Annotated in this window: 23 protein-coding genes; 16 read left to right on the top strand and 7 right to left on the bottom strand. The window is 72.2% G+C overall.

Features of this window, described 5'->3' with window-relative positions:
- Nucleotides 1-193: 193 nt before the first annotated feature.
- From ACWCP0_RS20115 to ACWCP0_RS20090, 6 genes are all read right to left on the bottom strand, one after another.
- Nucleotides 194-817, bottom strand: coding sequence for a hypothetical protein (locus ACWCP0_RS20115; RefSeq protein ID WP_451080144.1), 624 nt, complete (start codon nucleotides 815-817; stop codon nucleotides 194-196).
- Between the two features lie 53 nt (nucleotides 818-870).
- Entirely contained in the window at nucleotides 871-1,968 is a 1,098-nt protein-coding gene (locus tag ACWCP0_RS20110) for a baeRF3 domain-containing protein (protein WP_451080143.1), read from the bottom strand.
- A 122-nt stretch (nucleotides 1,969-2,090) separates the two neighbouring features.
- Nucleotides 2,091-2,240: a hypothetical protein gene (locus ACWCP0_RS20105; protein ID WP_451080142.1), complete on the bottom strand. Its 150-nt coding sequence runs from the start codon at nucleotides 2,238-2,240 to the stop codon at nucleotides 2,091-2,093.
- A gap of 81 nt (nucleotides 2,241-2,321) precedes the next feature.
- Nucleotides 2,322-3,197: an alpha/beta fold hydrolase gene (locus ACWCP0_RS20100; RefSeq protein ID WP_451080141.1), complete on the bottom strand. Its 876-nt coding sequence runs from the start codon at nucleotides 3,195-3,197 to the stop codon at nucleotides 2,322-2,324.
- Between the two features lie 29 nt (nucleotides 3,198-3,226).
- Nucleotides 3,227-4,258, bottom strand: a complete 1,032-nt coding sequence (locus ACWCP0_RS20095; protein ID WP_451080140.1) for an extracellular catalytic domain type 2 short-chain-length polyhydroxyalkanoate depolymerase — start codon at nucleotides 4,256-4,258, stop codon at nucleotides 3,227-3,229.
- A 40-nt stretch (nucleotides 4,259-4,298) separates the two neighbouring features.
- On the bottom strand, nucleotides 4,299-5,738 hold the full coding sequence (locus ACWCP0_RS20090; protein WP_451080139.1) for a long-chain-fatty-acid--CoA ligase: 1,440 nt from the start codon (nucleotides 5,736-5,738) through the stop codon (nucleotides 4,299-4,301).
- Between the two features lie 249 nt (nucleotides 5,739-5,987).
- Between ACWCP0_RS20090 and ACWCP0_RS20085 the strand changes: the two genes are divergently transcribed.
- The 12 genes from ACWCP0_RS20085 (at nucleotide 5,988) to ACWCP0_RS20030 (ending at nucleotide 18,928) form a co-directional block, all read left to right on the top strand.
- Complete coding sequence (locus tag ACWCP0_RS20085; protein ID WP_451080138.1) at nucleotides 5,988-6,749, top strand: ABC transporter ATP-binding protein; 762 nt, start codon at nucleotides 5,988-5,990, stop codon at nucleotides 6,747-6,749.
- Nucleotides 6,742-7,482, top strand: a complete 741-nt coding sequence (locus ACWCP0_RS20080; RefSeq protein WP_451080137.1) for an ABC transporter ATP-binding protein — start codon at nucleotides 6,742-6,744, stop codon at nucleotides 7,480-7,482. The genes ACWCP0_RS20085 and ACWCP0_RS20080 overlap by 8 nt, the downstream gene beginning before the upstream one ends.
- A gap of 27 nt (nucleotides 7,483-7,509) precedes the next feature.
- Nucleotides 7,510-8,760 (top strand): ABC transporter substrate-binding protein, encoded by a 1,251-nt coding sequence (locus ACWCP0_RS20075; RefSeq protein ID WP_451080136.1) that lies wholly within the window; start codon nucleotides 7,510-7,512, stop codon nucleotides 8,758-8,760.
- Nucleotides 8,757-9,623, top strand: a complete 867-nt coding sequence (locus ACWCP0_RS20070; RefSeq protein ID WP_451080135.1) for a branched-chain amino acid ABC transporter permease — start codon at nucleotides 8,757-8,759, stop codon at nucleotides 9,621-9,623. The genes ACWCP0_RS20075 and ACWCP0_RS20070 overlap by 4 nt, the downstream gene beginning before the upstream one ends.
- The gene (locus tag ACWCP0_RS20065) at nucleotides 9,620-10,627 is read left to right on the top strand and encodes a branched-chain amino acid ABC transporter permease (protein ID WP_451080134.1); all 1,008 of its coding nucleotides are present in this window, start codon (nucleotides 9,620-9,622) and stop codon (nucleotides 10,625-10,627) included. Before ACWCP0_RS20070 ends, ACWCP0_RS20065 begins: the two co-directional genes overlap by 4 nt.
- Nucleotides 10,628-10,642: 15 nt before the next feature.
- Nucleotides 10,643-12,448 carry a helix-turn-helix domain-containing protein gene (locus tag ACWCP0_RS20060; protein WP_451080133.1) on the top strand — a complete coding sequence of 602 codons (1,806 nt, stop codon included), beginning with the start codon at nucleotides 10,643-10,645 and terminating at the stop codon, nucleotides 12,446-12,448.
- Between the two features lie 50 nt (nucleotides 12,449-12,498).
- Nucleotides 12,499-13,185, top strand: coding sequence for a FadR/GntR family transcriptional regulator (locus tag ACWCP0_RS20055; RefSeq protein ID WP_451080132.1), 687 nt, complete (start codon nucleotides 12,499-12,501; stop codon nucleotides 13,183-13,185).
- Nucleotides 13,182-14,642 carry a hypothetical protein gene (locus ACWCP0_RS20050; protein ID WP_451080131.1) on the top strand — a complete coding sequence of 487 codons (1,461 nt, stop codon included), beginning with the start codon at nucleotides 13,182-13,184 and terminating at the stop codon, nucleotides 14,640-14,642. Before ACWCP0_RS20055 ends, ACWCP0_RS20050 begins: the two co-directional genes overlap by 4 nt.
- Entirely contained in the window at nucleotides 14,639-16,486 is a 1,848-nt protein-coding gene (locus tag ACWCP0_RS20045; RefSeq protein ID WP_451080130.1) for an FAD-dependent oxidoreductase, read from the top strand. Before ACWCP0_RS20050 ends, ACWCP0_RS20045 begins: the two co-directional genes overlap by 4 nt.
- An 87-nt stretch (nucleotides 16,487-16,573) precedes the next feature.
- Nucleotides 16,574-17,860, top strand: coding sequence for an ATP-binding protein (locus tag ACWCP0_RS20040; RefSeq protein ID WP_451080129.1), 1,287 nt, complete (start codon nucleotides 16,574-16,576; stop codon nucleotides 17,858-17,860).
- A 289-nt stretch (nucleotides 17,861-18,149) separates the two neighbouring features.
- On the top strand, nucleotides 18,150-18,611 hold the full coding sequence (locus tag ACWCP0_RS20035) for a cyclic nucleotide-binding domain-containing protein (RefSeq protein WP_451080128.1): 462 nt from the start codon (nucleotides 18,150-18,152) through the stop codon (nucleotides 18,609-18,611).
- A 29-nt stretch (nucleotides 18,612-18,640) separates the two neighbouring features.
- On the top strand, nucleotides 18,641-18,928 hold the full coding sequence (locus ACWCP0_RS20030) for a DUF1876 domain-containing protein (RefSeq protein ID WP_451080127.1): 288 nt from the start codon (nucleotides 18,641-18,643) through the stop codon (nucleotides 18,926-18,928).
- 149 nt (nucleotides 18,929-19,077) lie between these two features.
- Here ACWCP0_RS20030 and ppk2 read toward each other — a convergent pair whose 3' ends face one another.
- Nucleotides 19,078-19,908 carry a polyphosphate kinase 2 gene (gene ppk2, locus ACWCP0_RS20025; RefSeq protein ID WP_451080126.1) on the bottom strand — a complete coding sequence of 277 codons (831 nt, stop codon included), beginning with the start codon at nucleotides 19,906-19,908 and terminating at the stop codon, nucleotides 19,078-19,080.
- Nucleotides 19,909-19,931: 23 nt separating this feature from the next.
- Between ppk2 and ACWCP0_RS20020 the strand changes: the two genes are divergently transcribed.
- The 4 genes from ACWCP0_RS20020 (at nucleotide 19,932) to ACWCP0_RS20005 (ending at nucleotide 24,139) form a co-directional block, all read left to right on the top strand.
- Nucleotides 19,932-22,316: a phosphoketolase family protein gene (locus tag ACWCP0_RS20020; RefSeq protein ID WP_451080125.1), complete on the top strand. Its 2,385-nt coding sequence runs from the start codon at nucleotides 19,932-19,934 to the stop codon at nucleotides 22,314-22,316.
- A gap of 111 nt (nucleotides 22,317-22,427) precedes the next feature.
- Nucleotides 22,428-22,895 carry a universal stress protein gene (locus ACWCP0_RS20015; protein ID WP_451080124.1) on the top strand — a complete coding sequence of 156 codons (468 nt, stop codon included), beginning with the start codon at nucleotides 22,428-22,430 and terminating at the stop codon, nucleotides 22,893-22,895.
- Nucleotides 22,896-23,629: 734 nt separating this feature from the next.
- A complete protein-coding gene (locus ACWCP0_RS20010; RefSeq protein ID WP_451080123.1) occupies nucleotides 23,630-23,971 on the top strand; it encodes a flavodoxin domain-containing protein in 342 nt (113 codons plus the stop codon).
- Nucleotides 23,972-24,139, top strand: coding sequence for a hypothetical protein (locus ACWCP0_RS20005; protein ID WP_451080122.1), 168 nt, complete (start codon nucleotides 23,972-23,974; stop codon nucleotides 24,137-24,139).
- Nucleotides 24,140-24,158: the final 19 nt, after the last annotated feature.

Below are 24,158 nucleotides of genomic sequence, written 5' to 3'. Positions count from 1 at the left end.
GGCCGAAACTCCCATCGGCACCACCCACATCAGCAGATTCGCCCGCCTCGGACTGGAACTCGCCGCATAGCCCACCGAATCCGCCAACAAAGTCCTTCAGGCATGGGTGGAGTCACGTTCATGAAGACGTTGACGCGCGCGCGACGCGCGCGACGGACGGGGGACGTCCGCGCGGGGCGACGGGAGCCGGACGTCAGTAGCGCTGCGCCTTGGCGACGGTGGGCGTCAGATTCATGTCGGCGGGCTTCCGGCTGATGGCCAGGGGCTGGGCCTGCTCCCCGGGCGCGAGATTCTCCGCCCCGACGATGCGGCTCTCCACCACCTTGCCCGAGGAGTCGCTGAAGTCGACCTGCACGGCGTACGAGGCCTTCTGCTGGGTGCGGTTGGTGATGGTGACCACGACGACCTGGAGCCCGCCGGTCTCGGACACCGGCTTGCCGGTCAGCGACACGTCGGACCGTGCGTTGCCGCCGCCCTCCACGTTCTTCAGCGCTTCGGCGGCCGCCGCGTTCGCGCGGGCGACCTCGGCCGAGACCGATGCCTCGAGCGAGGACGCGGCAGCGGACGCGGACGACGCCGCGGCGGAGGCCCTCGCGCGAGCCGAGGCCTCGGCGGAGGCCAGTGCGGACGGCGGGGTGCCCGTGAACGAGGCGGTGTGGGGCGGCGTCGGACGGGGGCTGACCGGCGCGGTGCCGCTGGAATCGCCGCCCGTGTCGCACGAGGCCAGGGCGGCCGTGCCCGTGGTGACGGCGACCAGCGTCAGCACCGCGGCCGCCAACCGCCGCCCGCCCCACGGACTCTTCCGGCAGGAGGTCATGAGGTTCTGTCCTTTCACCTGTGGTGATCGGGCCACCCCCGGTGCGGCCGCGTTCAGTAGCGCAAGGTGCTCGCGATGCCGCCCATCTCGGCGAGCGTGCCGTCGGGTACGAAGCGGACCTCCGCGCCCGTCTCCAGGGACTGCTCGACGATGTCGTCGACGATGTCGTCGACGGCGTCCATGTCACCGGGCTCCGCCGGGAGAAGGTGGCCGCCGGAGTCGCGTACGGTCTCCCGGTAGTTCTCCTCGACGGCCAGCAGCGCGACCCGGCCTTCCGTCACGTTCTGCCGGATCTCGTCGACGCCGGCGGCGAACGTCCGGCGGCCGCGGGCCTTGTCCAGCTCCTCCAGCACAGCGGAGACGTCCTTCTCGGCCTGGGCCTCGGCATGCGGTCGCACCGCCTGCCACACGGCGTCGGCCGGACCTGACGCCAGCCCGCCGTGCGGGACCTGGGCGGTGGCGCCCTTGGCCACGGTGCCCACGTCGCCGAGGAGGGAGAGCGCGGCCGCCTCGCCGGCCACGTAGAGCGGCCGGGGGTCGGACTTGAGCACGCCGCTCATCGCGTGGTCCGCCTCCCGCAGGAAGTGGCGGGTCTCCTCGTCGGTGAACGCGCTGGGCACGTTGCCGATGCGCTCCTCACGCTCGACGTCCTCGTTCTCGCGGACCCGTGTCATCGGGAAGGGGCCCGTGCTCTCCTCGGTGACACGGTCCGGTCCGCCGCTCCACAGGGAGACCCGGTCCGAGGACACGGCCAGCAGCCAGAAGGGCCGTTCGGCGGCCTGGGCCGAGACGAGATTGCGGGTCAGATACGTGTCCGAGAGCACGACACGCTCGGGCACGCTGCGGCCCAGCGTCCACACCTCGTGCTCTCCCTGTGCGGCGTAGACGACCAGGCCGTCCTCGGCGTGCACCAGGTCGATCTCCGACAGCGCCTGGTCGAGCTGCTTGATCACGTCGATCCGGGTCTCCCGGGTGACGGCCGGATCGGCCTCCAACTGCTCCTTGGCCTCCGCCATCAGGTTTCGCAGGCGGACGGGATCCTGAGCGCTGTCCGGATCACGGCGGTGCGTGGGCATCAGGACCGACACCGCCGGATAGGGGCGCTGCCGGCGCAGCCGGGCGAGAGTATCGGAGCTGAGTACGGGGTGCATCGGGACCCTTCCAGAACATGCGGTGGAACGCTGAAGAGGCGGGCGTACGCCTACCAGGAGTCACGCCCTGGAGGAGGGCCACGCCCACGGGGCCACGCCCTGCACGGAGCCGCGGGGCGGCCTTACTCGGAGCCGGCCGGCTGCTCGGCGCGCTCCTGCTCTTCCTTCGCGGCGAGCGAGGTCTTGAGGATCGTGCCGCCGCGGCGCTGCATCTCCGTCATGGGCTTCTCCGCTGCGGCGTCGTCGTACCCGATCACGATGAGTTCGGACATCAGCGCCTCCTTGGCCGTCAGACCGGCACTTATGCACCATATGTCTGATTCTCGGCGGGCGCGTCCGGATGTATGACGCACCTATTGCAGGGGCGAGGTCAGACGGTCCGCGACGGTCTTCGCCGGGGCGCCCATCAGGATCGTGTAGTGGTTGCAGTCCGGCACCGGCTCGGTGGCCAGCGGCACCCGGGCGGTCCAGTGCGCGACCAGCGGGGCCGGGAGCATGCCGGGCTCCGTGCCCATCAGGCCCCGAGGCGCGTACAGCAGGCGGGTCGGTACGGACAGTGCGGCGAGGTCAGCGTCGAAGGCCATCGCCGAGGTGAGGAGTTCCCGGCCGTCGTGCCGGACGGCGCCCTCCTGGGCGCGTGAGCCGCGGGCGCCGTCCGGGCCCGTGATGTCGTAGCGGACGTACGCCTCGATGTCGTCGTTCCAGTTGGGGCCGAGCGCCGGGTGGGCCCGGAAGAAGTCGACGTACGCCTCGTCGCTCGGGTACGTCCGCGAGAGCCGGTCGAGCACCGGGCCCAGGGACGCGTCGAGGAGGGCGTCGGGGTCGGCGTCCGGCGGGACCGGGAGCGGCAGGCCGCCGTCGACGAGGAGCAGACGGTCGAACAGCTCCGGGCGCCGGGCCGCGGCGCGCAGCGCGATGTACGCCCCCATGGAATGGCCGGTGAGGGCGACGGGTCCGCCGTCGCCCCACCGCTCCGCGGCCGCGCAGAGGTCGGCGGCGTGGGTGTCGAGACCGTACGGGCCCGGGACCGACGCGCTGTGGCCCCGGCCCCGCAGATCGAGGGCGAACAGCGACCAGTCCGGCGGCAGATGGCGGGCCACGGCGGCGAAGGACATCGCGGACGCGGTGATGCCGTGCGCCGCGACGGCAGCACGCGGTCCCTCGCCGAAGCGCAGGACGCGCAGCGTCCCGCCGCCCACCGGGAGGTCGAACTCGGCCGGCTTGGTCATCTGTGGTTCCCCTCGGGTCGCTGCGGCGGTCAGCCGCCGAGTGCGTGGATCTGGTTGACGATGGCGCGCATCTGCGGTGCGGACTTCTGGGCGTAGTCGCCGCCCGTGTAGCCCCACCAGTCCCAGCAGCCCTGGGGGTTGCCGCGAATGATGCTGATGTCGGTCTGCGGATAGAGGATCACGAGGTTGTTGGTGTCGGCGTATTCGTTGAGGTGGGACTCACGGGCGAAGCGGTCGCCGACGAACTTGTTGTCGCTGAGACAGCCGTGCAGGGCGACGATCAGTCTGCACTCCGCGCCCTGGGCACAGGACCTCGGGGTGTAGAGGAAGCTCTTGCTGCCCAGGCTGTACCACTGCGCCCAGCCGCCGGGAACGTACCGGTCCTGGTCGCGCTCACTGAGCGTGCCGGTCTGGCTCGCGGCCGGCGGCTTCACACTGCCCAGCCAGTGGGTCAGCATCTCGCCCTGCGGGTCGTTCCCGCAGTTGATCAGGAACGGGTAGAACGTGGTGCCGCAGGACAGCGGCGCGTACGGGGTCGGCCAGCCGTGGCCCGCCGGGTCCGTGTCGTGGTACAGCGTCCGGGCCCCGAAGTCCCGGTAGAACTGCACCCCTTCGTCGCTCACCCGGTCCTGGACCAGCGGGTCCTTGGTCCCGTGGTACGTGTACACGGGCTTGCCCGCCAGGTTGGCGACCGGGTCGATCTTCCCCTGGGCCGACCAGCGGCGGGCGATCTCCTCGATGCCCTCGGGGTCGGTGGAGATCAGGCCCGTACCGCAGGCGATCAGGCCGGTGACGATGCCTCCCTTGCCGCAGTAGTAGGGTCCGGCGGCGAAGACGCCCGCGCCTTCGAAGGTGCCGGAGTAGGCGACCTGCAGCTGGGACGCCATGAAACCGCCGGAGGAGATTCCGGTGATGTAGGTGTCGGTGATGTTGAGTCGGGGCAGCGCGGGCTCGGCGGCCTGGGCAGGCGTGCCGAGCCCGACGGTCGCGACCAGGGCGGCGGCGAGAGTGACGACGGCGGCTCTCAGGTTCTTCGGTCTCCTGTGCGAGCGGAACCTCATCGTTCGTGCTCCTTCGGCTTGTTGTGGGGGCCGAAGGGACTCAGGGGATCGGCAGCACGGGCGGAGTGATCTCCCGCTTGAGGATCTTGCCCGTGGGTCCCTTCGGCAGCGCGTCGGTGATCCGCACCAGACGCGGGTACTTGTACGGAGCGACGCGCGCCTTGACGAACTCCCGCAGTTCGTCGGCGGCGACGGCCGCTGCGTGGCCCGGCTTGAGCGCGACCACGGCGGTCACTTCCTCGCCCAGCTCGGGATGCGGGGCGCCGAGCACCGCGGCCTCGGCGACCGCCGGATGCTCGTACAGCACCTCCTCGACCTCGCGCGGATAGACGTTGAACCCGCCGCGGATGATCATCTCCTTCTTGCGGCCGACGATCCGGATCAGCCCGTCAGGGTCGCGCACGCCCAGGTCACCACTGCGGAACCAGCCGTCCTGGATCGCCTCGGCGGTGGCATCGGGGCGGTTCCAGTAGCCCTTCATGATGTTGTGGCCGCTGATCGCCACCTCGCCCGGCCGCCCGTCGGGCACTTCCCGCCCGGCGTCGTCCTGGATCCGGATGCGGACGCCCTCGATCGGCACGCCGATCGTCCCCGCCCGACGCGGGCCCTCGGGCCGGTTGAAGGTGGCGACCGGCGACGTCTCCGACAGGCCGTAGCCCTCCAGCAGGGGGCAGTCGAACGCCTCCTCGAAGGCATGCAGGATCTCCACGGGCATCGCCGCGCCCCCCGACGCGGCGAGCCGCAGATGCTCGCGGTGCGCGGAGGACCGCGAGGGGTGGGCGAGCAGCGCCGCGTACATCGTCGGTACGCCCTCGAAAACGGTGACCCGGTCACGTACCAGCATCTCCAGCGCCCGGCCCGCGTCGAAGCGCGGCAGCAGGGTGAGGCAAGCACCCGCCGCCACCGCGCAGTTGAGAGCGCAGGTCTGGCCGAAGGAGTGGAAGAGAGGGAGCCCGCCGAAAAGGACGTCGTGCTCGGTGAGGCGCAGCAGCGAGGCGTTGGTGGCCGTGACGTTCCGGAGCAGATTGCCGTGGGTGAGCTCGGCGCCCTTCGGACGGCCGGTGGTGCCCGAGGTGTAGATGATGACGGCGGTGTCGTCGGGGGAGCGCTCGACAACGTCGTCGTACGGCTCGTGCCCGGCGAGCACCGCCGGCCAGTCCCGGTCCGCGCCCAGCAGATGCCGTGCGCCCGAGTCCGCCAGGTAGTAGTCCGTCTCCCGCTCCTTGAGCAGCGGGTTCATCGGCACGACGACACCGCCCGCCCGCAGGATGCCGTAGTACAGCACCGCGAACGCGGGCACGTTGGGCAGGCACAACCCGACCCGGTCGCCCGGACGGACACCGAGCGCGCGCACACAGGACGCGGCACGTGCGGCGTCCCGCTCCAGCCGGGCGTACGACACCACCTCGTCGTCCAGTCGCAGGGCGGGGTGGCCGGCGTGCCGGGCCGCGGTGTCCGACAGCAGACGCGCGAGATTCACGACACCCTCCGGTGCGGGGTGGTCGTGCGGCGGTACGAGGGCACCGAAACCTCCAGGAAGCGTGGTGGTGACTGCCGGGTAACGACCGACATCGTTCGCCGCCGGACGCACCGGGCGCCATGGAGCGGTCCCACGCTGTCGCGTCCGCAGGAGTGGAGACTTTCTCCGTCGCCCTGCGACGCGGCTCGTTCCTACGGTCGGAGCCACGCCGGCGACCGCCGGTGTCGAACCGGAACATTCGAGGTCGGCATGACCCTGATCAGCCGTCCCGTGCTGGAAACCCGGGCGCTCACCAAGGACTACGGGGGTTTCACCGCCGTGGGCCCGGTCGATCTGCGGATCGCCGAAGGCACGGTGCACGCACTGGTGGGGCCCAATGGCGCGGGCAAGACCACGCTCTTCCACCTCCTCACCGGCCATGTGAAGCCCACCGCCGGCCACATCCTCCTCGGCGGACACGACATCACCGGCCGCCCGCCCGAACGCATCGCCCGCCTCGGCGTGGCCCGCTCCTTCCAGGTCACGAGCCTCTTCGAGCACGCGAGTGCCGTGGAGCACCTGGAGCTGGCGCTGATGTCCGGCAGTCCGCTCGGCCGCGCCTTCTGGCGCTCGGACCGGACCCTCGCCCGGCACCGCAAGCGGGCGCGGGAACTGCTCGACCAGGTGGGCCTCGGCCGCTGGGCGGACGAACCCGCGGGACGGCTTCCGTACGGGCGGGGGCGCGCCCTGGAACTCGCCCTCGCGCTCGCCCTCGAGCCACGGCTGCTGCTGCTCGACGAACCGACCGCGGGGATGGGTGTCGAGGACGTGGAGCGGACGGTGGAACTGATCGGCCGTGTCGGGGAGGGCCGTACGGTCGTGCTCGTCGAGCACAACATGCAGGTCGTCGCCTCGCTCGCGGACCGCGTCACCGTGCTGCAGCGGGGCCGGATCCTGGCCGACGGCCCGTACGACGACGTCCGGTCCGACGAGCGGGTCGTCGAGGCGTATCTGGGGGCGGGCCATGAGTGACGCCGCCACCGCTCGGCCCGAACCGACCGCACCCGCCGCGGCGCTGAGCGTTGAGGGCCTCGACGCCTTCTACGGGCAGGCCCAGGCCCTGCACCAGGTGTCCCTGGACGTCGCCCCGGGCGAGATCGCCACCCTCGTCGGCCGCAACGGCGCAGGCAAGACGACCCTCCTGCGCTGCCTCATGGGCCTGCACCGGCAGGCCACCGGCCGCATCGCCCTCGCCGGCCGGAGCGTCCACCGGCTCCCTGCCCACCGCCGCGCCCGCCTCGGCCTCGGCCATGTCCCCGACGACCGCGGCATCTACGCAGGGCTCAGCGTCGAGGAGCACCTCGCCCTCCCGTACAGCGACCGGGCGCACGGCTGGCCGCTGGAGCGCGTGCACGACACCTTCCCCGTGCTGGCCGAGCGCCGCCGCACCCCGGCCGCCCGGCTGTCGGGCGGTGAGCAGCAACTCCTCGCACTGGCACGGGTGTTGCGCATGGGTTCGCGGATCATGCTGTGCGACGAGCCGACCGAGGGCCTGGCCCCCGTCATGGTCCAGCGCATCGGCGACGTCCTGCGCGAGGCCAAACGGCACGGCGTGACCGTGCTCCTCGTCGAGCAGAACCTCCGCTTCGCCGTCACCGTCGCCGACCGCCACCACCTCCTCGACCGCGGCCACGTCGTCGAGTCCCTGGACAACTCCGCCGTACGGGACCGGGAGCACGAACTCCTCGACCGCCTCGGTCTGTAGCACGTACGCACCTCTGAAAGGAAAGCCATGACCCACGTTCGGCATGCCCTCACGGCCTCGGCCGCGGCGATCGCGCTCCTCGCCACTGTGGCCGGCTGCGGCGGAGGCGGCCCGTCGTCCTCCGGCGGGAAGATCAGCGGCGGCAAGGTCACCCTCGGAGTCGTCACCGACCTGTCCGGGGTGTACGCCTCGCTCACCGGCCCCGGCTCCGTCGAGGCCGTGAAGATGGCCGTCGACGACTACCGGAAGAAGTACGGCGACAAGGCCGTCGCCGAGGACATCCAGGTCCTGTCCGCCGACCACCAGAACAAGCCCGAGACGGCCTCGACGAAGGCCCGCGAGCTGTACGAACGCAAGGGCGCCGACGCGCTCTTCGACGTTCCGACCTCCAGCGCGGCCCTCGCCGTGCAGACCGTCGCGGGCCAGGCGAGGAAGCTGTACTTCAACGTCGGCGCCGCGACCCCCGAACTCACCGGCAAGGCCTGCAATCCGTACACCTACGCCTGGGCGTACGACGCGTACATGCTCGCCCACGGCACCGGCGCGACCGTCACGGCGGAGGGCGGCAAGAGCTGGTACCTGCTCTACCCCGACTACGCCTTCGGCGAGGCGATGAGCGCCGGTTTCGAGGCGGCGGTCAAGGGCGCGGGCGGCACGGTCGTCCGGAAGGACCCGACGCCCTTCCCCAACGACAACTACTCCACCTTCCTGCTCAAAGCGTCGTCGATGAAGCCGAAACCGCAGGTCCTCGGCGTCCTCCAGGCGGGCGGCGACCTGGTCAACGTCGTGAAGCAGTACGACCAGTTCAAGCTGAAGGACAAGGGCATCGGACTCGCCGTCGGGCTGATCTCCGACACCGACATCGAAGCGATCGGCGCGGACAAGCTGGCGGGCGCCCAGTTCACCAGCGCCTGGTGGTGGAACATGGACGCAAAGGCCAAGGCCTGGTCGAAGGGCTTCAGGGAACGCACGGGCAAGGTGCCCAGCTTCGACCACGCCGGCAACTACTCCGCGGCCACGCAGTACCTGGAGGCTGTCCAGCGGGCCGGGAGCGACGCCCCCGCTGCCGTGCGCAAGCAGCTGGACGGCATGCAGTTCGACGACGTCTTCGCCCGCAACGCCACGGTCCGGGCCGCCGACCACCGGGTCACCCACGACGCCTACCTCGCCCGCGTGAAGCAGCCCGGCTCCGACCCCGCGGACACGACCGAGCTGGTCAGCACGATCCCGGCCGCACAGGCCTTCGCCGCTGCCGACCCGGCGTGCAAGCTGTCATGACCGGCTTTCTGCAACAGGCGTTCAACGGGCTGGTCAGCGGCGGTTTCTACGCGCTGCTCGCCCTCGGCCTCGCCGTCATCTTCGGCATGCTCCGGGTCATCAACTTCGCCCACGGCGCCGTCCACACCCTCGGTGCCTTCGGCGCGGTGTGGCTCGCGGACGCGGCCGGGCTCGGCTTCTGGTGGGCGCTGCTCCTCGTCCCGCTCGCGCTGGGGTCCGCGGGGGTCCTCGTGGAGCGCACGCTCATCCGGCGGATCGCCGATCTCGATCCGCTCCACGGCTTCCTGCTGACCTTCGGCATCGCACTGGTCTGCCAGGACCTGTTGAGGGCGGAGTACGGCTCGGCGTCCCGGCCGTACACGAGCGGGCCCTTCCCCGGCTCGCTCGACCTCGGTGCCTTCACCTTCCCCGCCTACCAGGTCTTCGCCCTCGGCGTCTCGGCGGTGGCCTGCTGCACGGTGTGGCTGCTCCTCGCCCGTACGAAGGCGGGCACGATCGTGCGGGCTGCCACCGAACGCCCCGAACTGACCCGCTCCCTGGGCATCGACACGGGCCGCTGGGTCACCCCCGTCTTCGGTTTCGGGGTCGCGCTCGCTGCCTTCGCCGGGGTCCTCGCGGCGCCCATGCGCGCCGTCAACTCCCAGATGGGCGCGGATCTCGTCATCACGGTCTTCGCCGTCGTCGTCATCGGCGGCCTCGGCTCGGTGCCGGGCGCTGTCGCCGCCGGCTTCGCCATCGGCATGCTCCAGGCGCTCGGCAATCTCTATGTCCCGGCGCTGTCCCAGACCTCGGTGTTCCTGCTCATGGCCGTCGTACTGCTGGCCCGCCCGGCCGGGCTGTTCGGCAAGGAAGGGCTCACGTGATCGTCAAGTACGCCGTGGAACGAGGCGGACTGCCGCTGCTCGCCGCCGGGCTCCTGGGCGCCCTCGCCCTGCCCTGGCTGCTGTATCCGCCCGTCGCCACCGACATCCTGTGCTGGGCACTGTTCGCCGTGGCACTGGATCTGCTCATCGGCTACGCCGGACTGCTCTCGTTCGGGCACGCCGCCTTCTGGGGCTCCTCCGCCTACGCGACCGGGCTCATCGCGATCCACACCGGACTGCCGTTCCCGGTCGCCGTCCTCGGCGGGGCGCTGACCGCGGCCGCGCTCGCCCTGCCGATCGGCTGCCTCGCGGTTCGCCGCACCGGCATCTACTTCGCGATGGTCACGCTCGCCTTCGCCCAGTTCGTCTACTTCACCGCCAACCAGTGGAAGGACGTGACCGGCGGCGAGAACGGGCTGCAGGCCATTCCGCGCGACCTCCCCGGCGTCGACCTGAACGACAGCTTCGTCTTCTACTACGCCGCCCTGCCCCTGGTGCTGCTCGGCCTCTTCGCGGCCTGGCGGGCTGCGCGCTCGCCGTTCGGCCGGGTCCTCACCGCCGTGCGGGACAACCCTGAGCGCACGCGTGCCCTCGGCTACGGCGCCGACCGCTACCGGCTCGCCGCCTTCACCGGCTCCGCCTTCCTCACCGGGATCGCCGGCGGACTCCACGCGATCAACCACGGCTTCGCCTCGCTCCAGGAGGTCTACTGGACCACCTCGGGCAAGGCGGTGGTGATGGTGCTGCTCGGCGGCATCGGCACGCTGTGGGGTCCTGTCGTCGGCGCCGCCGTCGTCGTACGGCTGGAGGACTGGCTGTCCACGGCGGGCTTCGAGTCCGTCCAGCTCGTCACCGGCACCGTCTTCATCGCCGCGGTGCTGCTGCTGAGGCGCGGGGTGTGGGGCACGGCAGCCGGGTTCCTGACCTGGCTGACGGAGAAATCCTCCACACATCCGGCCTCGCTGACGGAGGACACGTCCCTATCGGAGAAACAGCGGGCGTGAGGTATCACTGGCCCTGTGACGACGACGCACACGGCCACCGGGTCCCTGCTCCGACTCCTGCGGGAGGAGGCGGACGAATCGGCGTTCCACGCCGTCGCGGCGGACGGGGCACTCGTCGACGACGCCCTGGAGATACGCTCCCGGCTCGCGGCCCATCGCCGCCGCGAGGCCGCGCTCGCCGGGCTCTACGAGACGGCAGGCGACCTCGCCTCGCTGCGCGACCTGGAGGACGTCCTCCAGGCGATCGTCCGCCGGGCGCGCACCCTCGTCGGCACGGACGTCGCGTATCTGCTGCTCTCCGACCCGGAGGCGGGCGACACATACGTCCGCGTCACCGACGGCATCACGACCGATCCGTTCAAGAACGGCCGGCTCGCGGTCGGCACCGGTCTCGGCGGGCTCGTCGCCGAGACCGCCCAGCCCTACCACACGGCCGACTACCCCAACGACGAGCGCTTCGCCCACTCCGACTACGTGGACGGAGTCATCGCCGCCGAGGGACTGGTGGCCATCCAGGGCGTGCCGCTGAAGTTCGGCGACCAGGTGTACGGCGTGCTGTTCGTCGCCAACCGGCGCGTACGGCCGTTCTCGCCCGAGGAGGTCGAGCTGCTCATCTCGCTGGCCAACCATGCCGCGCTGGCCATCGAGAACGCCACACTCTTCGAGGAGGTGCGCAAGGCCGCCGCCGTCCACGAGCGGCTGACCGCCGTCGCCCTGGAGGGCGGCGGTGCCGCCGGGCTCGCGCAAGCCCTCGCCGAGGTGCTGCGCGGCAGTGTCCTGGTCGTCGACGCGCACGACCGCCCGTTGGCGGCCGCAGGCGAGGAGCCGCCCGAACCGGCGTCGTGGAAGCGGGAGTTGAGCGAGGTGCGCGCCCGGCGGACCTCCGTGACCCGCGGCGGCACGTGCGTCACCCCCATCGTCGCGGTCGGCGAACACCTGGGCACGCTCTTCTTCGTGCGCGGCGGACTCGACGCCACCGATGTCCACGCCCTCGAACGGGCCGCCCAGTCGGCCGCGTTGATGCTGCTCGGAGAGCGGTCGGTCGCCGAGGCCGAGCAGCGGCTGCGCGGCGAGATCCTCGACGACCTGCTGGGCGCGCCGCACCGCGACCCCGACGGGCTGCGCCGTCGGGCCGCTCTGGTCGGTCTCGACCTGGAGGACGCGCACATCGTGCTGGCGGCGCGTGGCGAGGACCCCGACCGCAGACGCCGGATCACGGAACTGGCGAGCGCTCACGCCGGGCGCCTGGGCGGGATCGCGGGCGAGTACGGAGGCAACACCGTCGTCGTCCTGCCCGGCGCCGACGACCCGGGCAGGGCCGCCCGTACCCTCGCCGACGTCCTGACCGCCGGGAGCGGCGGGTGCAGGGTGACCGTGGGCGCGGAGGCGGCCGTGCCGGGCGCGGCGGCCGTGGTCGAGGCGCACCGCGACGCCGCCCGCTGCCTGGACGTGCTGCTCGCTCTCGACCGGGCGGGAGAGGGCGCCTGCCGCGACGAGTTGGGCATCCACGGCATCCTCCTCGGTCAGGCGGACCGCCGCGAGCTGGACCGATTCGTGGCCCGGACGATCGGGCCGCTCGTGGAGCACGACGCGGCGCGCGGCAGCGAACTGGTCCGTACGGCGCTGGAGTACTTCGCCTGCGACGGCAGTCTGTCGCGTACCGCCGCCGCCCTGTACGTCCACGTCAACACGCTCTACCAGCGCATCGACCGGATCTCGGCGCTGGTCGGGAAGCAGTGGCGGCACGGCGACCAGGCGTTGCAGGTGCATCTTGCGCTGAAGACCTATGTGACGCGCCCTGTCAGGCCATTGACTTCGTAAACCCCTATTGGTTGAGTGGCTCATCCACTGAGCCATTGGGGAGGAACGGCGTGGAGGCACTGCCCCGCGAGACCATCGTCGATGTCCTGGAGAGCCGGCTGCGTGAGGACATCCTCGCCGGGCGTCACCCGGCGGGCAGCTATCTGCCGCCGGAGCGTCAACTGGCCGACGGCTACGGTGTCACCAGGACCACCCTCAAGCACGCCTTCGGCCGGCTCGTCCAGGCCGGACTGCTGGAGACCCGGCACGGCGTCGGCACGCGGGTGCGCGACTACGCACGGCTCGGCGGGGCCGATCTGCTGCCCATGCTCGTGCGCCACAGCCCCGACTGGATCGGCGAGATCTTCGAAGTGCGGCGCAGCGTCGGCGCGTTGATCGCCGAACGGGCCGCCGCCCGGGCGACTCACGGGCACCGCGGCGAGCTGCGGACCCTGCTGGACGCGGTGCGCCGGGCCGAGGGCGGGGACGCCGTGCAGCTCGCCGACATCGAGGTGCACCGGGCGCTGGCCCGCGCCACCGGCAACCGGGTCTACGTCCTGCTCACCAACACCCTTTTCAACGCCTATCTGCCGGTGCGAGCCGCGCTCGTCGGCCCCTTCCTCGACGCCGACGTCGCGTACGGGCGGCTGGAGCCGGTGGTCGACGCGGTGGCGGCCGGTGACGAGAGCGGCGCGCGGCGCGCGGCCGAGGCGTATCTGACGGCGACCGAGCGGATCATGCTGGAGGGACTCGCATGAGCAGGAGCGACAGTACGGGCAAGGGCAAGGGCAAGGGCACGGGCCCGGCTACGGGTACGCGTACGGGTACGCGAGGCACCTCGTTCAGCGAGACCATGCTCGGCACGGTACGCCTCGACGGCGAGGACCGGACCCGCCGGGTCCGCCTCGATCTGCGCGTCTGTGCGGACCGTGTGATGCGCCCTCTCGGCACGACCGAGGCGCGGACCACCGGCCGGATACGCATCGCGGGCTGGGCCGACGATGCCCACGCCCAGGGTGAGTTGGAGATCTCGCCGCTGGCCAGACGGCGCATCCGCTACCGCATCTCCTTCGCCGCCGGCGGCCGCCGCCTCACCCTCGACGGCTGGAAGTCCGTGACCCCGCTCAGGCCCCTCGCGTCGATGACCGTGCTGCCGTACACGCTCTACGAGGACGGGGTCCAGGTCGGCACAGGCACCCTGCGCTTCCCCCTCGCGGCGCAGCTGCTGCCCTTCCTGGCGAGCTTCCGCTTCCCGCGCCACGACGACCCGGACTCACTGATGGCGCCCCGCTGGAACGGTGAAGCGCACCGCACCGAGGTCTGGTACACCACGCTCACCGACCCGGCGACCGGCACCGGTCTCTGGCTCCACCACGAACTCACCGCGCCCGCCGACGGATCCGAGCCCTACGCGCACGGCTGGGCCGCGGTGTTTCCGAGGGACGCACCCGTACGGCACGCCCGCTTCGGCCCCGCCAAGTGGACCGGAGACGAGGCGGGCTTTGCCGCGGACGGGGTGTCGGCCGTACCCGGCCGGCTCACCGGCTCGGCCGGCGCCCTGCGCTGGGACCTCGCCGAACGGCCGGCGGACACACCGCTGTTCACCTTCCCCCGCTGGTCCTGGCGCCGCCCCCTGCTGCCGGCCGCCCAGATCCTGCCGGCCGCGCGCGCCTCGTACGACGGGACGTTCACGTACGACGACACGCTGCTGACGCTCGCCGCCGCGCCCGGAGCCTCTGCCCGGATCTACGGCCACGGCAACGCCCGCCGCTGGGCCTGGCTGCACGCGGACCTGGGCGGCGGAGACGTCCTGGAGATCGTCGCAGCGGTTTCCATGCGCCCCGGCCTGCGACGCCTGCCGCCGCTGGTCTTCCTGCGCCTGCGTCGCGGCGGCCGCACCTGGCCGCGCCGGGCGGAGCGCACGGCCCTCGGCTGGGCGGGGCTCGGTCGCTTCCGCGCCGCCATCGGGCTGCCCGTGTGGACGGTGACCGGGCGAGCGGGACTGCGCCGCATCCGGGTCGAGGTCACCCAGCCGGAGGCGCGCACGCTGGCCCTCGACTACACCGACCCGGACGGTGCGCAGGCGGTCTGCCGCAACAGCGAGAGCGCGGACGCGCTGGTGCTGCTGGAGCGCTGGTGGTGGCCGGGCGGCTGGCGTACCGAGGCGAAGTGGGCCCTGGACGGCACGGCACACGCGGAGGTGGGCACCCGATGAGCCTCGGTGGACTGGTGGCCGCCCTCATCGCCGACGACGGCACGGCCGGCGGCACCGGCGACTGGCCCGCACGCGTGCCCGGCAGGCTGGACGCGGTCCTCGACTCGATGCCGTACCCCGCCCGGGCAGGCGTACGGGCCGCGGCCCGCGCCATCGACGCGTACGCCGTGGCCCGCACCGGCCGCAGGCTCGCCGCACTCACCGGCCCCGAGCGTGAGGCCGTGCTGGGCGGGCTCGGCGCGCGCCCCGCGCTCCTGCCCCTGCTCGACGTGCTCAAAGTGCCCGTCCTGCTCGCCGCCGGAACCGAGCGGATGCTCCAACAGGGGCTCCGGAAACCCTCGTTGGCGCGAAGAGACCCTCCGCTCGACTGCACCCCCGCCGATGCCTGGCCCGCACGCTCCACCGCGGACGCCGTCGTCATCGGCTCCGGCGCGGGCGGGGCCATGGCCGCACGTACGCTGGCGCGCGCCGGACTGCGTGTCGTCGTCCTGGAGGAAGGGCAGCACCACTCCACCGAGTCGTTCGGCCGGCGCACCCCGCTCGACCGGTTCGCCGAGCTGTACCGCGACGGCGGCGCCACCGTCGCCCTGGGAAGTCCGCCGCTGCTGCTGCCCGTGGGCCGGGCCGTCGGCGGCACCACCGTCGTCAACTCCGGGACCTGCTACCGCACTCCGGACCATGTCCTCGCGCGCTGGTCGAAGGACTTCGGCTTCGCGCTCGCCGACCGCTTCGGCCCGTACCTCGACGAGGCCGAGCGCACCCTGCGCGTGGCCCCCCAGCCCCTCGACGTCCTCGGCAACAACGGCCGGATCGCCCTCGCCGGAGCCGAACGCCTCGGCTGGCGGGCCGCACCCCTGCGCCGCAACGCGCCCGGCTGCAAGGGCTCCTGCCAGTGCGTCGTGGGCTGCCCGACCGGCGCGAAACAGAGCGTGCAGCTCTCCGTGCTGCCCGACGCCTGCGCCGCGGGCGCCCGGATCGTCACCGGCGCGCAGGTGCGGCGCATCATGGTGGACGGCGACCGCCCGGGAGGTCCACGGGCCGCGGGCGTACGCGTACGACGCGAGGGCGGCGGCGAGTTCGAGATCCTCGCCCCGCTGGTCGTCGTCGCCGCGGGCGCCCTGCAGTCACCGCCCCTGCTGCGCCGCTCGGGCCTCGGCGGACACCCGCGCCTCGGACGGAACCTCAGCGTCCATCCGGCCACCAGCGTCGCCGGGCGCTTCCCCGAGCCGGTCACCGCCTGGGAGGGCGTCCTGCAGAGCGTGGGCGTGGAGGAGCACCACGACGGCGGCGTGCTGATCGAGGCCACCGCGACCCCACCCGGCATGGGCTCGTTCGTCCTGCCCGGCCTCGGCAGCGAGCTGCGGCGCGAACTGGAGGACGCCGAGCGGCTCGCCACCCTCGGCGCCATGATCGCCGACCGTCCGTCGGGCCGCGTGCTCGGCCGCGACCGCACACTGCTCCGCTACGACCTGGACCGCCGTGACGCCGGCCGTCTGATGCGGGCCGTGCGCGCCATGGGCGAGCTGCTGTTCGCCGCCGGCGCCGAGGAGGTCCTCACCGGCATCCCCGCGGCCCCGCGCGTCCGCACCCTCGCCGCACTGGACGACATCCTGGCCCGCGTCGGTCCCCGGCATCTGCACCTCTCCGCCTACCACCCCACCGGCACGGTCGCCGCGGGCGTCGACCCCGAGCGGTTCCCGGCCGATGCCGTGGGACGGCTGCGGGGGGTGCACGGAGTGCTCGTCGCGGACGCCTCGGTGCTGCCCGGCTGTCCCGAGGTCAATCCACAGCTGAGCATCATGGCCGCGGCGCTCGCGGTCGGCGAGGCATGTCTGGAGCGGTGAGGTCCCGGGCGGGAATGGGGACGGTCGGCAGCCCCGACGGGTCGCACGGCGCGTATCGGGAGAAAATGACTCGGTGAGGTGAGGCCGATGGCTCCGTGGCGGGTCCGGGATCTGGAGGACGGCGATCTCGACCAGGTGGTGCGCATCTGGGAAGAGGCCCGGGACACCACGGCGGACCCGGCCGTGACGCTCGCGGAGGTCGTCGGCGCCGTCCGCATGGACACACCCGCGGTCGTCGCCGCGGTGGGGGACGAGATCGTCGGTGCCGCGGTGTCCTCGACGGCGCAGGAGCGGGCCTGGGTGCTGCGGCTCGCCATCGCCCGGCAGTGGCGGAACCACGGCATCGGGTCGGCCCTGCTCGCCGCCCTCGAAGAACGTCTGGCCCGTGGGGGAGTGCGCCGTATCGGGGCGCTGCTGCCGCGGGGGGAGGCCGGTGAACGCGCCTTCGAGAACTCGGGATACACCGGCCGGCCCGATCTGAGCTATTTCGAGAAGGTGCTGTCCGCGGACTCGGCGGAGGCCACCCTTCTGGATCAGCTCGGCGGCGCGGTGCCGGAGGCAGGGCTGTGGGACCACATCGCGGGGATGGACGCGGAGAAGAGCCTCATCGAGCGGCGGCTCGTGCTGCCGTTGGAACATCCGCAGGCCGCGGAACGCTTCCAGCTCGCGCCGCCCCGGGCCGTCGTGCTGTTCGGGCCGCCGGGCACCGGCAAGACCACCTTCGCGCGGGCGGTGGCCTCCCGGCTGCGCTGGCCCTTCATCGAGGTGGTCCCGTATCAGCTCGCCGCCGAGGCGCACGGGGTCGCCGCCGGTCTGCGGCAGCTGTTCGCACGGGTCGACCACCTGCAGCAGGTGGTGCTCTTCTTCGACGAGGCGGAGGAGATCGCCTCCGAGCGGCGAGACCCGACCTCGCTGGCCCACCGCGTGACCAACGAGCTCCTCAAGCTCATCCCGCAGTTCCGGCGCAGAGAACGACGACTGCTCATCTGCGCGACCAACGCGGTCCGCAGCCTGGACCCGGCCTTCCTGCGGCCGGGCCGGTTCGACTACCTCATCCCGGTCGGCCCGCCGGACGCCGATGCCCGCCGCGCGATCTGGACCCGCTACATCGGGCCCGACCGCCTGCCGGCGATCGATCTGGAGGCCCTCGTCGAGGCCAGTGGCCGGTTCACGCCCGCCGACATCGAGTACGCGGCACGCACCGCCGCGCAGAGCGCCTTCGAGCGGCACCTGGCGGCGGACCCGCAGCAGGCCGAGGATTCCGCCCGGGTCACCGACGACTACCTCCAGGCGATCGCACACACCCGCACCTCGCTGACCGACGAGGACATCCGTGCCTTCGACCGCGACCTGAGGGCCGCGGCCCGCGTGTGAGCCCCGGGCCGGCGCCGCCGCTGCCCGGTGCGGCGCGGCAGGGCGCCGCGGGGCGCGCCCATCGGGTACGTGCGTCGCGGAGCCCCACAGCGCGGAGAGCCGCGTGCGCAACGACCACGGCACCGGTGGCCCGGAGCCCGCCCGCGAGCGATCGCAGACCCGTTCGGGCCCGCGGGCCGAGCCGAACGGCCCATGCCGGCGGTGCGCCGCGGGCGCAGGCTGGAGGAGCGAGAACGGCCGGCGGCCCCGCGGACTCGCCGCCCGGTCCCGGCCCTTGGGAGGACAGTCCATGACCAGCACATTTCTCCATGGCTTTCCGTCGGACGAGTGCGACCGCCTGATGGCGTGCTCCCACGAGGTCTCGATCCCGGCAGGCACACGGCTCTTCGACGAGGGCGACCCCGCGGACCGGTTCTGGATCATCCGTACCGGCGCGGCCACCCTCGACCTCCAGGCCCGCGGCAGCCGAGCCGCCACGGTCGACACGCTGGGCCACGGTGATCTGCTCGGATGGTCGTGGCTGGTCCCTCCGTACACCTGGCGGCTGGGCGCCGAGGCCTTCAGCCTGGTCCGGGCCCATGAGTTCGATGCCCGGGCGGTGCGGGCACTGTGCGAGGCGGAGCCCGCGCTCGGCCTGGCCCTCACGCGGCGCGTTCTCGACGTGGTCGCACACCGGCTGCAGACCACCCGGATCCGGCTTCTGGATCTCTACGCACCCCACGGCAGCGGAACGATGCAGGTGCCGCAGTGAGCCTGCGGCGCGCGGAGGGAGCGGGCGTCATGACACGAACGGCGGAGTGGAAGATCCGGCTGTATCTGTTCGAGGAGGACGGGACCACCAAGGCACGCGTGGACCTGGACACCGGAACCACGGTGCTCACCGGCCACGGAGTCGCGCGGTGCAGGCCCGACGACACGGATGTTCCGGAGATCGGCGACGAACTGGCCGCGAGCCGCGCCGTCCAGGACCTCGGGCGCCGCCTGATGATCGCGGCCTACGGCGACATCGAGACCCTGCGCGGCGCGCATCTGCCGCCGACGGCGGATGCGCCCGGCAGCGTCGGCTGAGCGCCGGCCGCAGGGGGCCGTGCGGTCCCCATCGGAGCCCGGTCGCGGCTCCCCACGGCCCCGGCCGAGCGCCGGACCGGGGCACGGAGGGCGTTTCCCGTCGCTGTCGTGCCCTGGGGGAGTGAGGCCCGCGACCGCTCCGTCCGCGACTACTCCGCCTGCTCGATCAGGCGTGCCGCATGGTCGGGAACGTAGGACTGCAGATCCCTGGGAGGCCGCTGGTACCCGGTGCCCGGCGGCCGTGCCGGCAATTCGATCGCCGGCAGCCGGACCGCCTCGTAGGGAACCGTCGACAGCAGATGCGCGATCATGTTCAGCCGCGCCCTCCGCTTGTCGTCGCTCTCGACGACGTACCAGGGGGCCTCCGGGATGTCGGTGTGGACGAACATGTCGTCCTTCGCCCGGGAGTACGCCTCCCATCGGGTGAGCGACTCGAGGTCCATCGCGGAGATCTTCCAGCGGCGGGTGGGGTCGGCCAGCCGCCGGCGGAACCTCTCCTCCTGGACCGCGTCGCTCACCGAGAACCAGTACTTGCGCAGCAGGATGCCGTCCTCGACCAGCAGTCGCTCGAAGATCGGACACTGGTGCAGGAAGCGCTGGTGCTCCTCCTTGGTGCAGAAACCCATGACGCGTTCGACACCCGCGCGGTTGTACCAGCTCCGGTCGAACAGGACGATCTCCCCTGCGGCGGGAAGGTGCTCCGTGTAGCGCTGGAAGTACCACTGCGTGCGTTCACGCTCGGTGGGCGCGGGAAGGGCGACGATCCGCGCGACCCTGGGATTGAGGTGTTCGGTGACCCGTTTGATCGTGCCGCCCTTGCCGGCCGCGTCCCGCCCTTCGAACACCACGACCAGACGGGCGCCTTCGGCACGCACCCACTCCTGCAGCTTCACCAGCTCCGTCTGCAGGCGCAGCAGCTCCCGCTCGTACAACGAGCGCGACATCGCCGCCTGCCTCCCGGTGTGTTTCTTGTCTGCCATGCAACGACGTTACGGAGGGTCTGATGGGAACGGTCAAGCGTCACGGCCGGACAGCTTTGAGCCGGAAGGAACTGCGCGACCTGGACGCGCACTGGCGGGCGGCGAACTTCCTGGCCGCAGGGCAGATCTATCTGATGGGCAACGCGCTGCTGACCGAGCCGTTGCGACCGGAGCACATCAAACCGCGCCTCCTCGGGCACTGGGGCACGTCACCCGGACTCAATTTCGTCCACACCCATCTCAACCGTGTGATCAAGGCACGTGACCTGCAGGCCCTGTGCGTCTGGGGCCCCGGCCACGGCGGGCCCGCCGTGCTGGCCAACTCCTGGCTGGAGGGAAGCTACAGCGAGACGTACCCGGACGTGAGCCGCGACGAGGCCGGCATGAACCGGCTCTTCCGCCAGTTCTCGTTCCCCGGCGGGGTGCCCAGCCATGTCGCCCCCGAGACACCCGGCTCCATCCATGAAGGCGGTGAGCTGGGCTACGCCCTCGCACACGCCTACGGGGCCGCCCTGGACAATCCCGGGCTGCTGGTCGCCTGTGTGATCGGCGACGGAGAGGCGGAAACCGGGCCGCTGGCCGCCTCCTGGCACTCCAACAAGTTCCTCGACCCCGTTCACGACGGGGCGGTACTGCCGATCCTGCACCTCAACGGCTACAAGATCGCGAACCCGACCGTGCCGGCCCGGCTGCCGCAGAACGAACTCGACGATCTGCTGCGCGGCTACGGCCACGAGCCCCTGCACGTCACCGGGGACGACCCCATGGACGTGCACCGGGCCATGGCCGCCGCGATGGACCGGGCAGTGGACCGCATCGCCGACATCCAGCGGACCGCCCGTGCCGGAAAGATCACCGACCGGCCGCGATGGCCCCTGATCGTCCTGCGCACCCCCAAGGGCTGGACCGGACCCGCACGCGTCGACGGCCAACCCGTCGAGGGCACCTGGCGGGCCCACCAGGTCCCGCTGGCAGGCGTCCGTGACAACCCCCGGCATCTCGCCCAACTCGAGGCGTGGCTGCGGTCGTACCGTCCGGAGGAACTCTTCGACGAGGCGGGCGGGCCCCGCCCCCACGTGCTCGCCTGCGTCCCGGAAGGAGACCGCAGGCTCGGTGCCACCCCGCACGCCAACGGCGGCCTTCTCCTGCGCGAGCTGCCCGTCGCGCCGCTGGAGCGTTTCGCCGTGCCCGTCGACAGGCCGGGAGCGACGCTGCACGAGCCCACCCGCGTGCTCGGCGACCTCATCGCCCAGATCATGCGGGACTCCGCAGAGCACCGGAACTTCCGCCTGGTCGGGCCGGACGAGACCGCCTCCAACCGGCTGCAGGCCGTCTTCGACGCAACGGGAAAGGCGTGGCAGGCCGAAGTCGTCCCGACCGACGAGCATCTGAGCCGTGACGGCCGGGTCATGGAGATCCTCTCCGAGCACTGCTGCCAGGGCTGGCTGGAGGGATACCTGCTCACCGGACGGCACGGACTGTTCTCCTGTTACGAGGCCTTCGTCCACATCGTCGACTCGATGGTCAACCAGCACATCAAATGGCTCAGGACCTCGCGGCAGCTGTCGTGGCGGGCCCCGGTCGCCTCCCTCAACTATCTGCTCACCTCACACGTCTGGCGCCAGGACCACAACGGCTTCTCGCACCAGGACCCCGGCTTCGTCGACCACGTCCTCAACAAGAGCCCCGAAGTGGTGCGCGTCTATCTGCCACCGGACGCCAACACCCTGCTCTGCGTGGCCGACCACGCGCTGCGCAGCCGGGACTACGTGAACGTGATCGTGGCCGGCAAACAGCCCTGTTTCGACTGGCTCACCCTCGACGAGGCCCGCACTCACTGCGCTCGCGGCGCCGGCGCATGGGAGTGGGCCGGGACCGAGACCGCGGGGAGCGCCCCCGACGCCGTACTGGCCTGCGCAGGGGACGTGCCGACGCAGGAGGTCCTGGCCGCTGCCGGACTGTTGCGCAAGCACCTCCCGGACCTCGCCGTCCGCGTCGTCAACGTCGTCGACATGACCCGGCTGCTGCCCCAGGAGGAGCACCCGCACGGGATGCCGGACTCCGAGTACGACTCCCTCTTCACCCGCGACAGGCCCGTGATCTTCGCCTACCACGGCTACCCCTGGCTGGTGCACCGCCTCGCCTACCGCCGCACCGGGCACCCGAACCTGCACGTGCGCGGCTACAAGGAGTTCGGAACGACCACGACGCCGTTCGACATGGTCGTCCGCAACGACCTGGACCGCTACCGCCTGGTGATGGACGTCATCGACCGCGTCCCCGGTCTGGGCGTCCGGGCGGTGGCCGTGCGCCAGAGGATGGCCGACGCCCGGACCCGGCACCATGCGTGGATCCGGGAGCACGGCGTCGACATGCCGGACGTCGCCGACTGGACCTGGGAGGGCTGAGGGGCGCCCCCGTCCGCTCCTGGACGTGCTCCTCACGGCGGCCCTTGCCTGGCGGAACACCCACGAGACGCGCAGCGTGGAAGACGGGGTCTGTGAGAGAGGTGGAACAGCATGGGCACGAGCGAACCGGCTCCGCGCGTCGTCGTGGGCGTCGACGGCTCGCCCTCGTCCTACGGGGCGCTGCGCTGGGCCGTCCGGCACGCCGCTCTGATCGGGGCGACGGTCGACGCGGTGGCGGCGTACGAGCTGCCGGGGGCTCACGGGTGGTCGGCTCCCGCGGTGGACGCCGATTTCGACGCGGAGGCCGCCCAGGAAGGTCTCGTACGCGAGGTACGCGAGGTGCTCGGCGACACCGGTGAGACCCGGGTGCACGAGCGTCTGGTGCGGGGCAACCCGGCCGAGGTGCTGCTGAACGCCGCTGAAGGAGCCGAGCTGTTGGTGGTCGGCTGCCGCGGCCGGGGCGGGTTCACCCGCATGCTGCTCGGCTCGGTGAGCCAGCAGGTCGCACAGCACGCGCCCTGTCCGGTCGTGATCGTCCGCCCGGAGGTCGTGAAGGGCGCCGGGGACGACGCGGAATGACGCGCTGAAAGGTGCTCGGGCGCTGGGCCTGCCGGTGGGTCCGCGAGCCGGCGTCCGGCGCCGACAGCACGGCTCTTCTCAGGAGCCGGTCGGCCGCGTCACGTCTCCTTGAACTGCGCATCCGGAGCCACGGCGACGACAGTCCTGGTCATGAGGTCGTTCACGGTGTACGGGCTGCCGGCCATGACGGCTTTCCTCTCCGACGCGCGGAAGCGGCGCCGACGAGGTGCCGAGCGCCCCGCATGACGGTCACGTGTGGGTCTTCACCTCCGGCGGTGACCCGGCGGGCGGACAGGGCCTGGTGGGCCCACCCGACAGGACCGAACGGCCCAGGTCGGAGGCCGGTACCGGCGCTGCCGGTGGCGACGCCGCAGCGCGGCGTGACCCTGGAAAGAGCCGCCCTCCGGCAAGGAGGCGTTCGTGGTCGCGCCGCCCGAAGGGACCGACAGGGCCTGCCGAAGGCCCGTCCGGCCCAAGCGGCGGCCCCGCCCGCCGGGACAACCTGACGGTGACCGCTGACGATCCAGGCAGCGGGGCAGCCGCCGGACCGAGCGCAGCGGCACCGGTACCGGCCGGCGGGGACGGGCCGAACGGCCCCACAACGGGACTGAACGCCCCAAGACACCGGCCGGGCCGAGGAGGGACGGTGACAGAGAACGGCCTCCCCGTGGAGGGATCCGAGGCGGACCGGTCCCGTGCAGGGCAGCGCCGGGGACGCAAGGAAAGGACGCGTCATGACCACCAAGCGCGTGCTCGTAGCACATGGCAGCACACACGGTGCCACCGTCGGCATCGCCGACGAGATCGGCCGGGCCGTGGGTGACGACGGCTACGAGACGGCCGTGCTCCCGGCCCGCTACGTCAGGGATGTCAGCGGCTACGACGCCGTGATGCTCGGCAGCTCGCTCCACGCGCGACACTGGCACCGCGACGCCCGGCGCTGCGCCGAGCGCAACGCGGAAGCCCTGCGTGAGCGGCCCGGCCGGCTCTTCAGCAGCGGCCCCGTGGACAGCACGGCCGAGCAGGGCGACGTTCCGCCTGTGCCCGGTGCCCGGTGCCCGGTGCCGCCAAGGTGATTGCACGCCCGCGAGCACGTCACCTTCGGCGGCAGCGTCACCGCCACCACGCCCGGCTGGATCGCGCGGTACCTCGTACGCCGAGGCGAAGGCCGCGACTTCCGGAATCCCGAACGCATCCAGCACTGGGCCCACCGGATCGGATCGGAACTCACCACGGCCCCGTGAAGCGGAGCCTCGCGCGCCG

The organism is Streptomyces sp. NPDC001970 (assembly GCF_053594115.1).
Note: the sequence above shows the minus strand (reverse complement) of the source record. Positions and strands in the feature narration are given on the sequence as shown.

Excerpts from the sequence above, each read along its gene's own strand:
- ACWCP0_RS20115 (WP_451080144.1), bottom strand. The coding sequence starts at position 817 with ATGACCTCCTGCCGGAAGAGTCCGTGGGGCGGGCGGCGGTTGGCGGCC.
- ACWCP0_RS20110 (WP_451080143.1), bottom strand. The coding sequence starts at position 1,968 with ATGCACCCCGTACTCAGCTCCGATACTCTCGCCCGGCTGCGCCGGCAG.
- ACWCP0_RS20105 (WP_451080142.1), bottom strand. The coding sequence starts at position 2,240 with ATGTCCGAACTCATCGTGATCGGGTACGACGACGCCGCAGCGGAGAAG.
- ACWCP0_RS20100 (WP_451080141.1), bottom strand. The coding sequence starts at position 3,197 with ATGACCAAGCCGGCCGAGTTCGACCTCCCGGTGGGCGGCGGGACGCTG.
- ACWCP0_RS20095 (WP_451080140.1), bottom strand. The coding sequence starts at position 4,258 with ATGAGGTTCCGCTCGCACAGGAGACCGAAGAACCTGAGAGCCGCCGTC.
- ACWCP0_RS20085 (WP_451080138.1), top strand. The coding sequence starts at position 5,988 with ATGACCCTGATCAGCCGTCCCGTGCTGGAAACCCGGGCGCTCACCAAG.
- ACWCP0_RS20080 (WP_451080137.1), top strand. The coding sequence starts at position 6,742 with ATGAGTGACGCCGCCACCGCTCGGCCCGAACCGACCGCACCCGCCGCG.
- ACWCP0_RS20075 (WP_451080136.1), top strand. The coding sequence starts at position 7,510 with ATGACCCACGTTCGGCATGCCCTCACGGCCTCGGCCGCGGCGATCGCG.
- ACWCP0_RS20070 (WP_451080135.1), top strand. The coding sequence starts at position 8,757 with ATGACCGGCTTTCTGCAACAGGCGTTCAACGGGCTGGTCAGCGGCGGT.
- ACWCP0_RS20050 (WP_451080131.1), top strand. The coding sequence starts at position 13,182 with ATGAGCAGGAGCGACAGTACGGGCAAGGGCAAGGGCAAGGGCACGGGC.
- ACWCP0_RS20045 (WP_451080130.1), top strand. The coding sequence starts at position 14,639 with ATGAGCCTCGGTGGACTGGTGGCCGCCCTCATCGCCGACGACGGCACG.
- ACWCP0_RS20040 (WP_451080129.1), top strand. The coding sequence starts at position 16,574 with ATGGCTCCGTGGCGGGTCCGGGATCTGGAGGACGGCGATCTCGACCAG.
- ACWCP0_RS20035 (WP_451080128.1), top strand. The coding sequence starts at position 18,150 with ATGACCAGCACATTTCTCCATGGCTTTCCGTCGGACGAGTGCGACCGC.
- ACWCP0_RS20030 (WP_451080127.1), top strand. The coding sequence starts at position 18,641 with ATGACACGAACGGCGGAGTGGAAGATCCGGCTGTATCTGTTCGAGGAG.
- ppk2 (WP_451080126.1), bottom strand. The coding sequence starts at position 19,908 with ATGGCAGACAAGAAACACACCGGGAGGCAGGCGGCGATGTCGCGCTCG.
- ACWCP0_RS20020 (WP_451080125.1), top strand. The coding sequence starts at position 19,932 with ATGGGAACGGTCAAGCGTCACGGCCGGACAGCTTTGAGCCGGAAGGAA.
- ACWCP0_RS20015 (WP_451080124.1), top strand. The coding sequence starts at position 22,428 with ATGGGCACGAGCGAACCGGCTCCGCGCGTCGTCGTGGGCGTCGACGGC.
- ACWCP0_RS20010 (WP_451080123.1), top strand. The coding sequence starts at position 23,630 with ATGACCACCAAGCGCGTGCTCGTAGCACATGGCAGCACACACGGTGCC.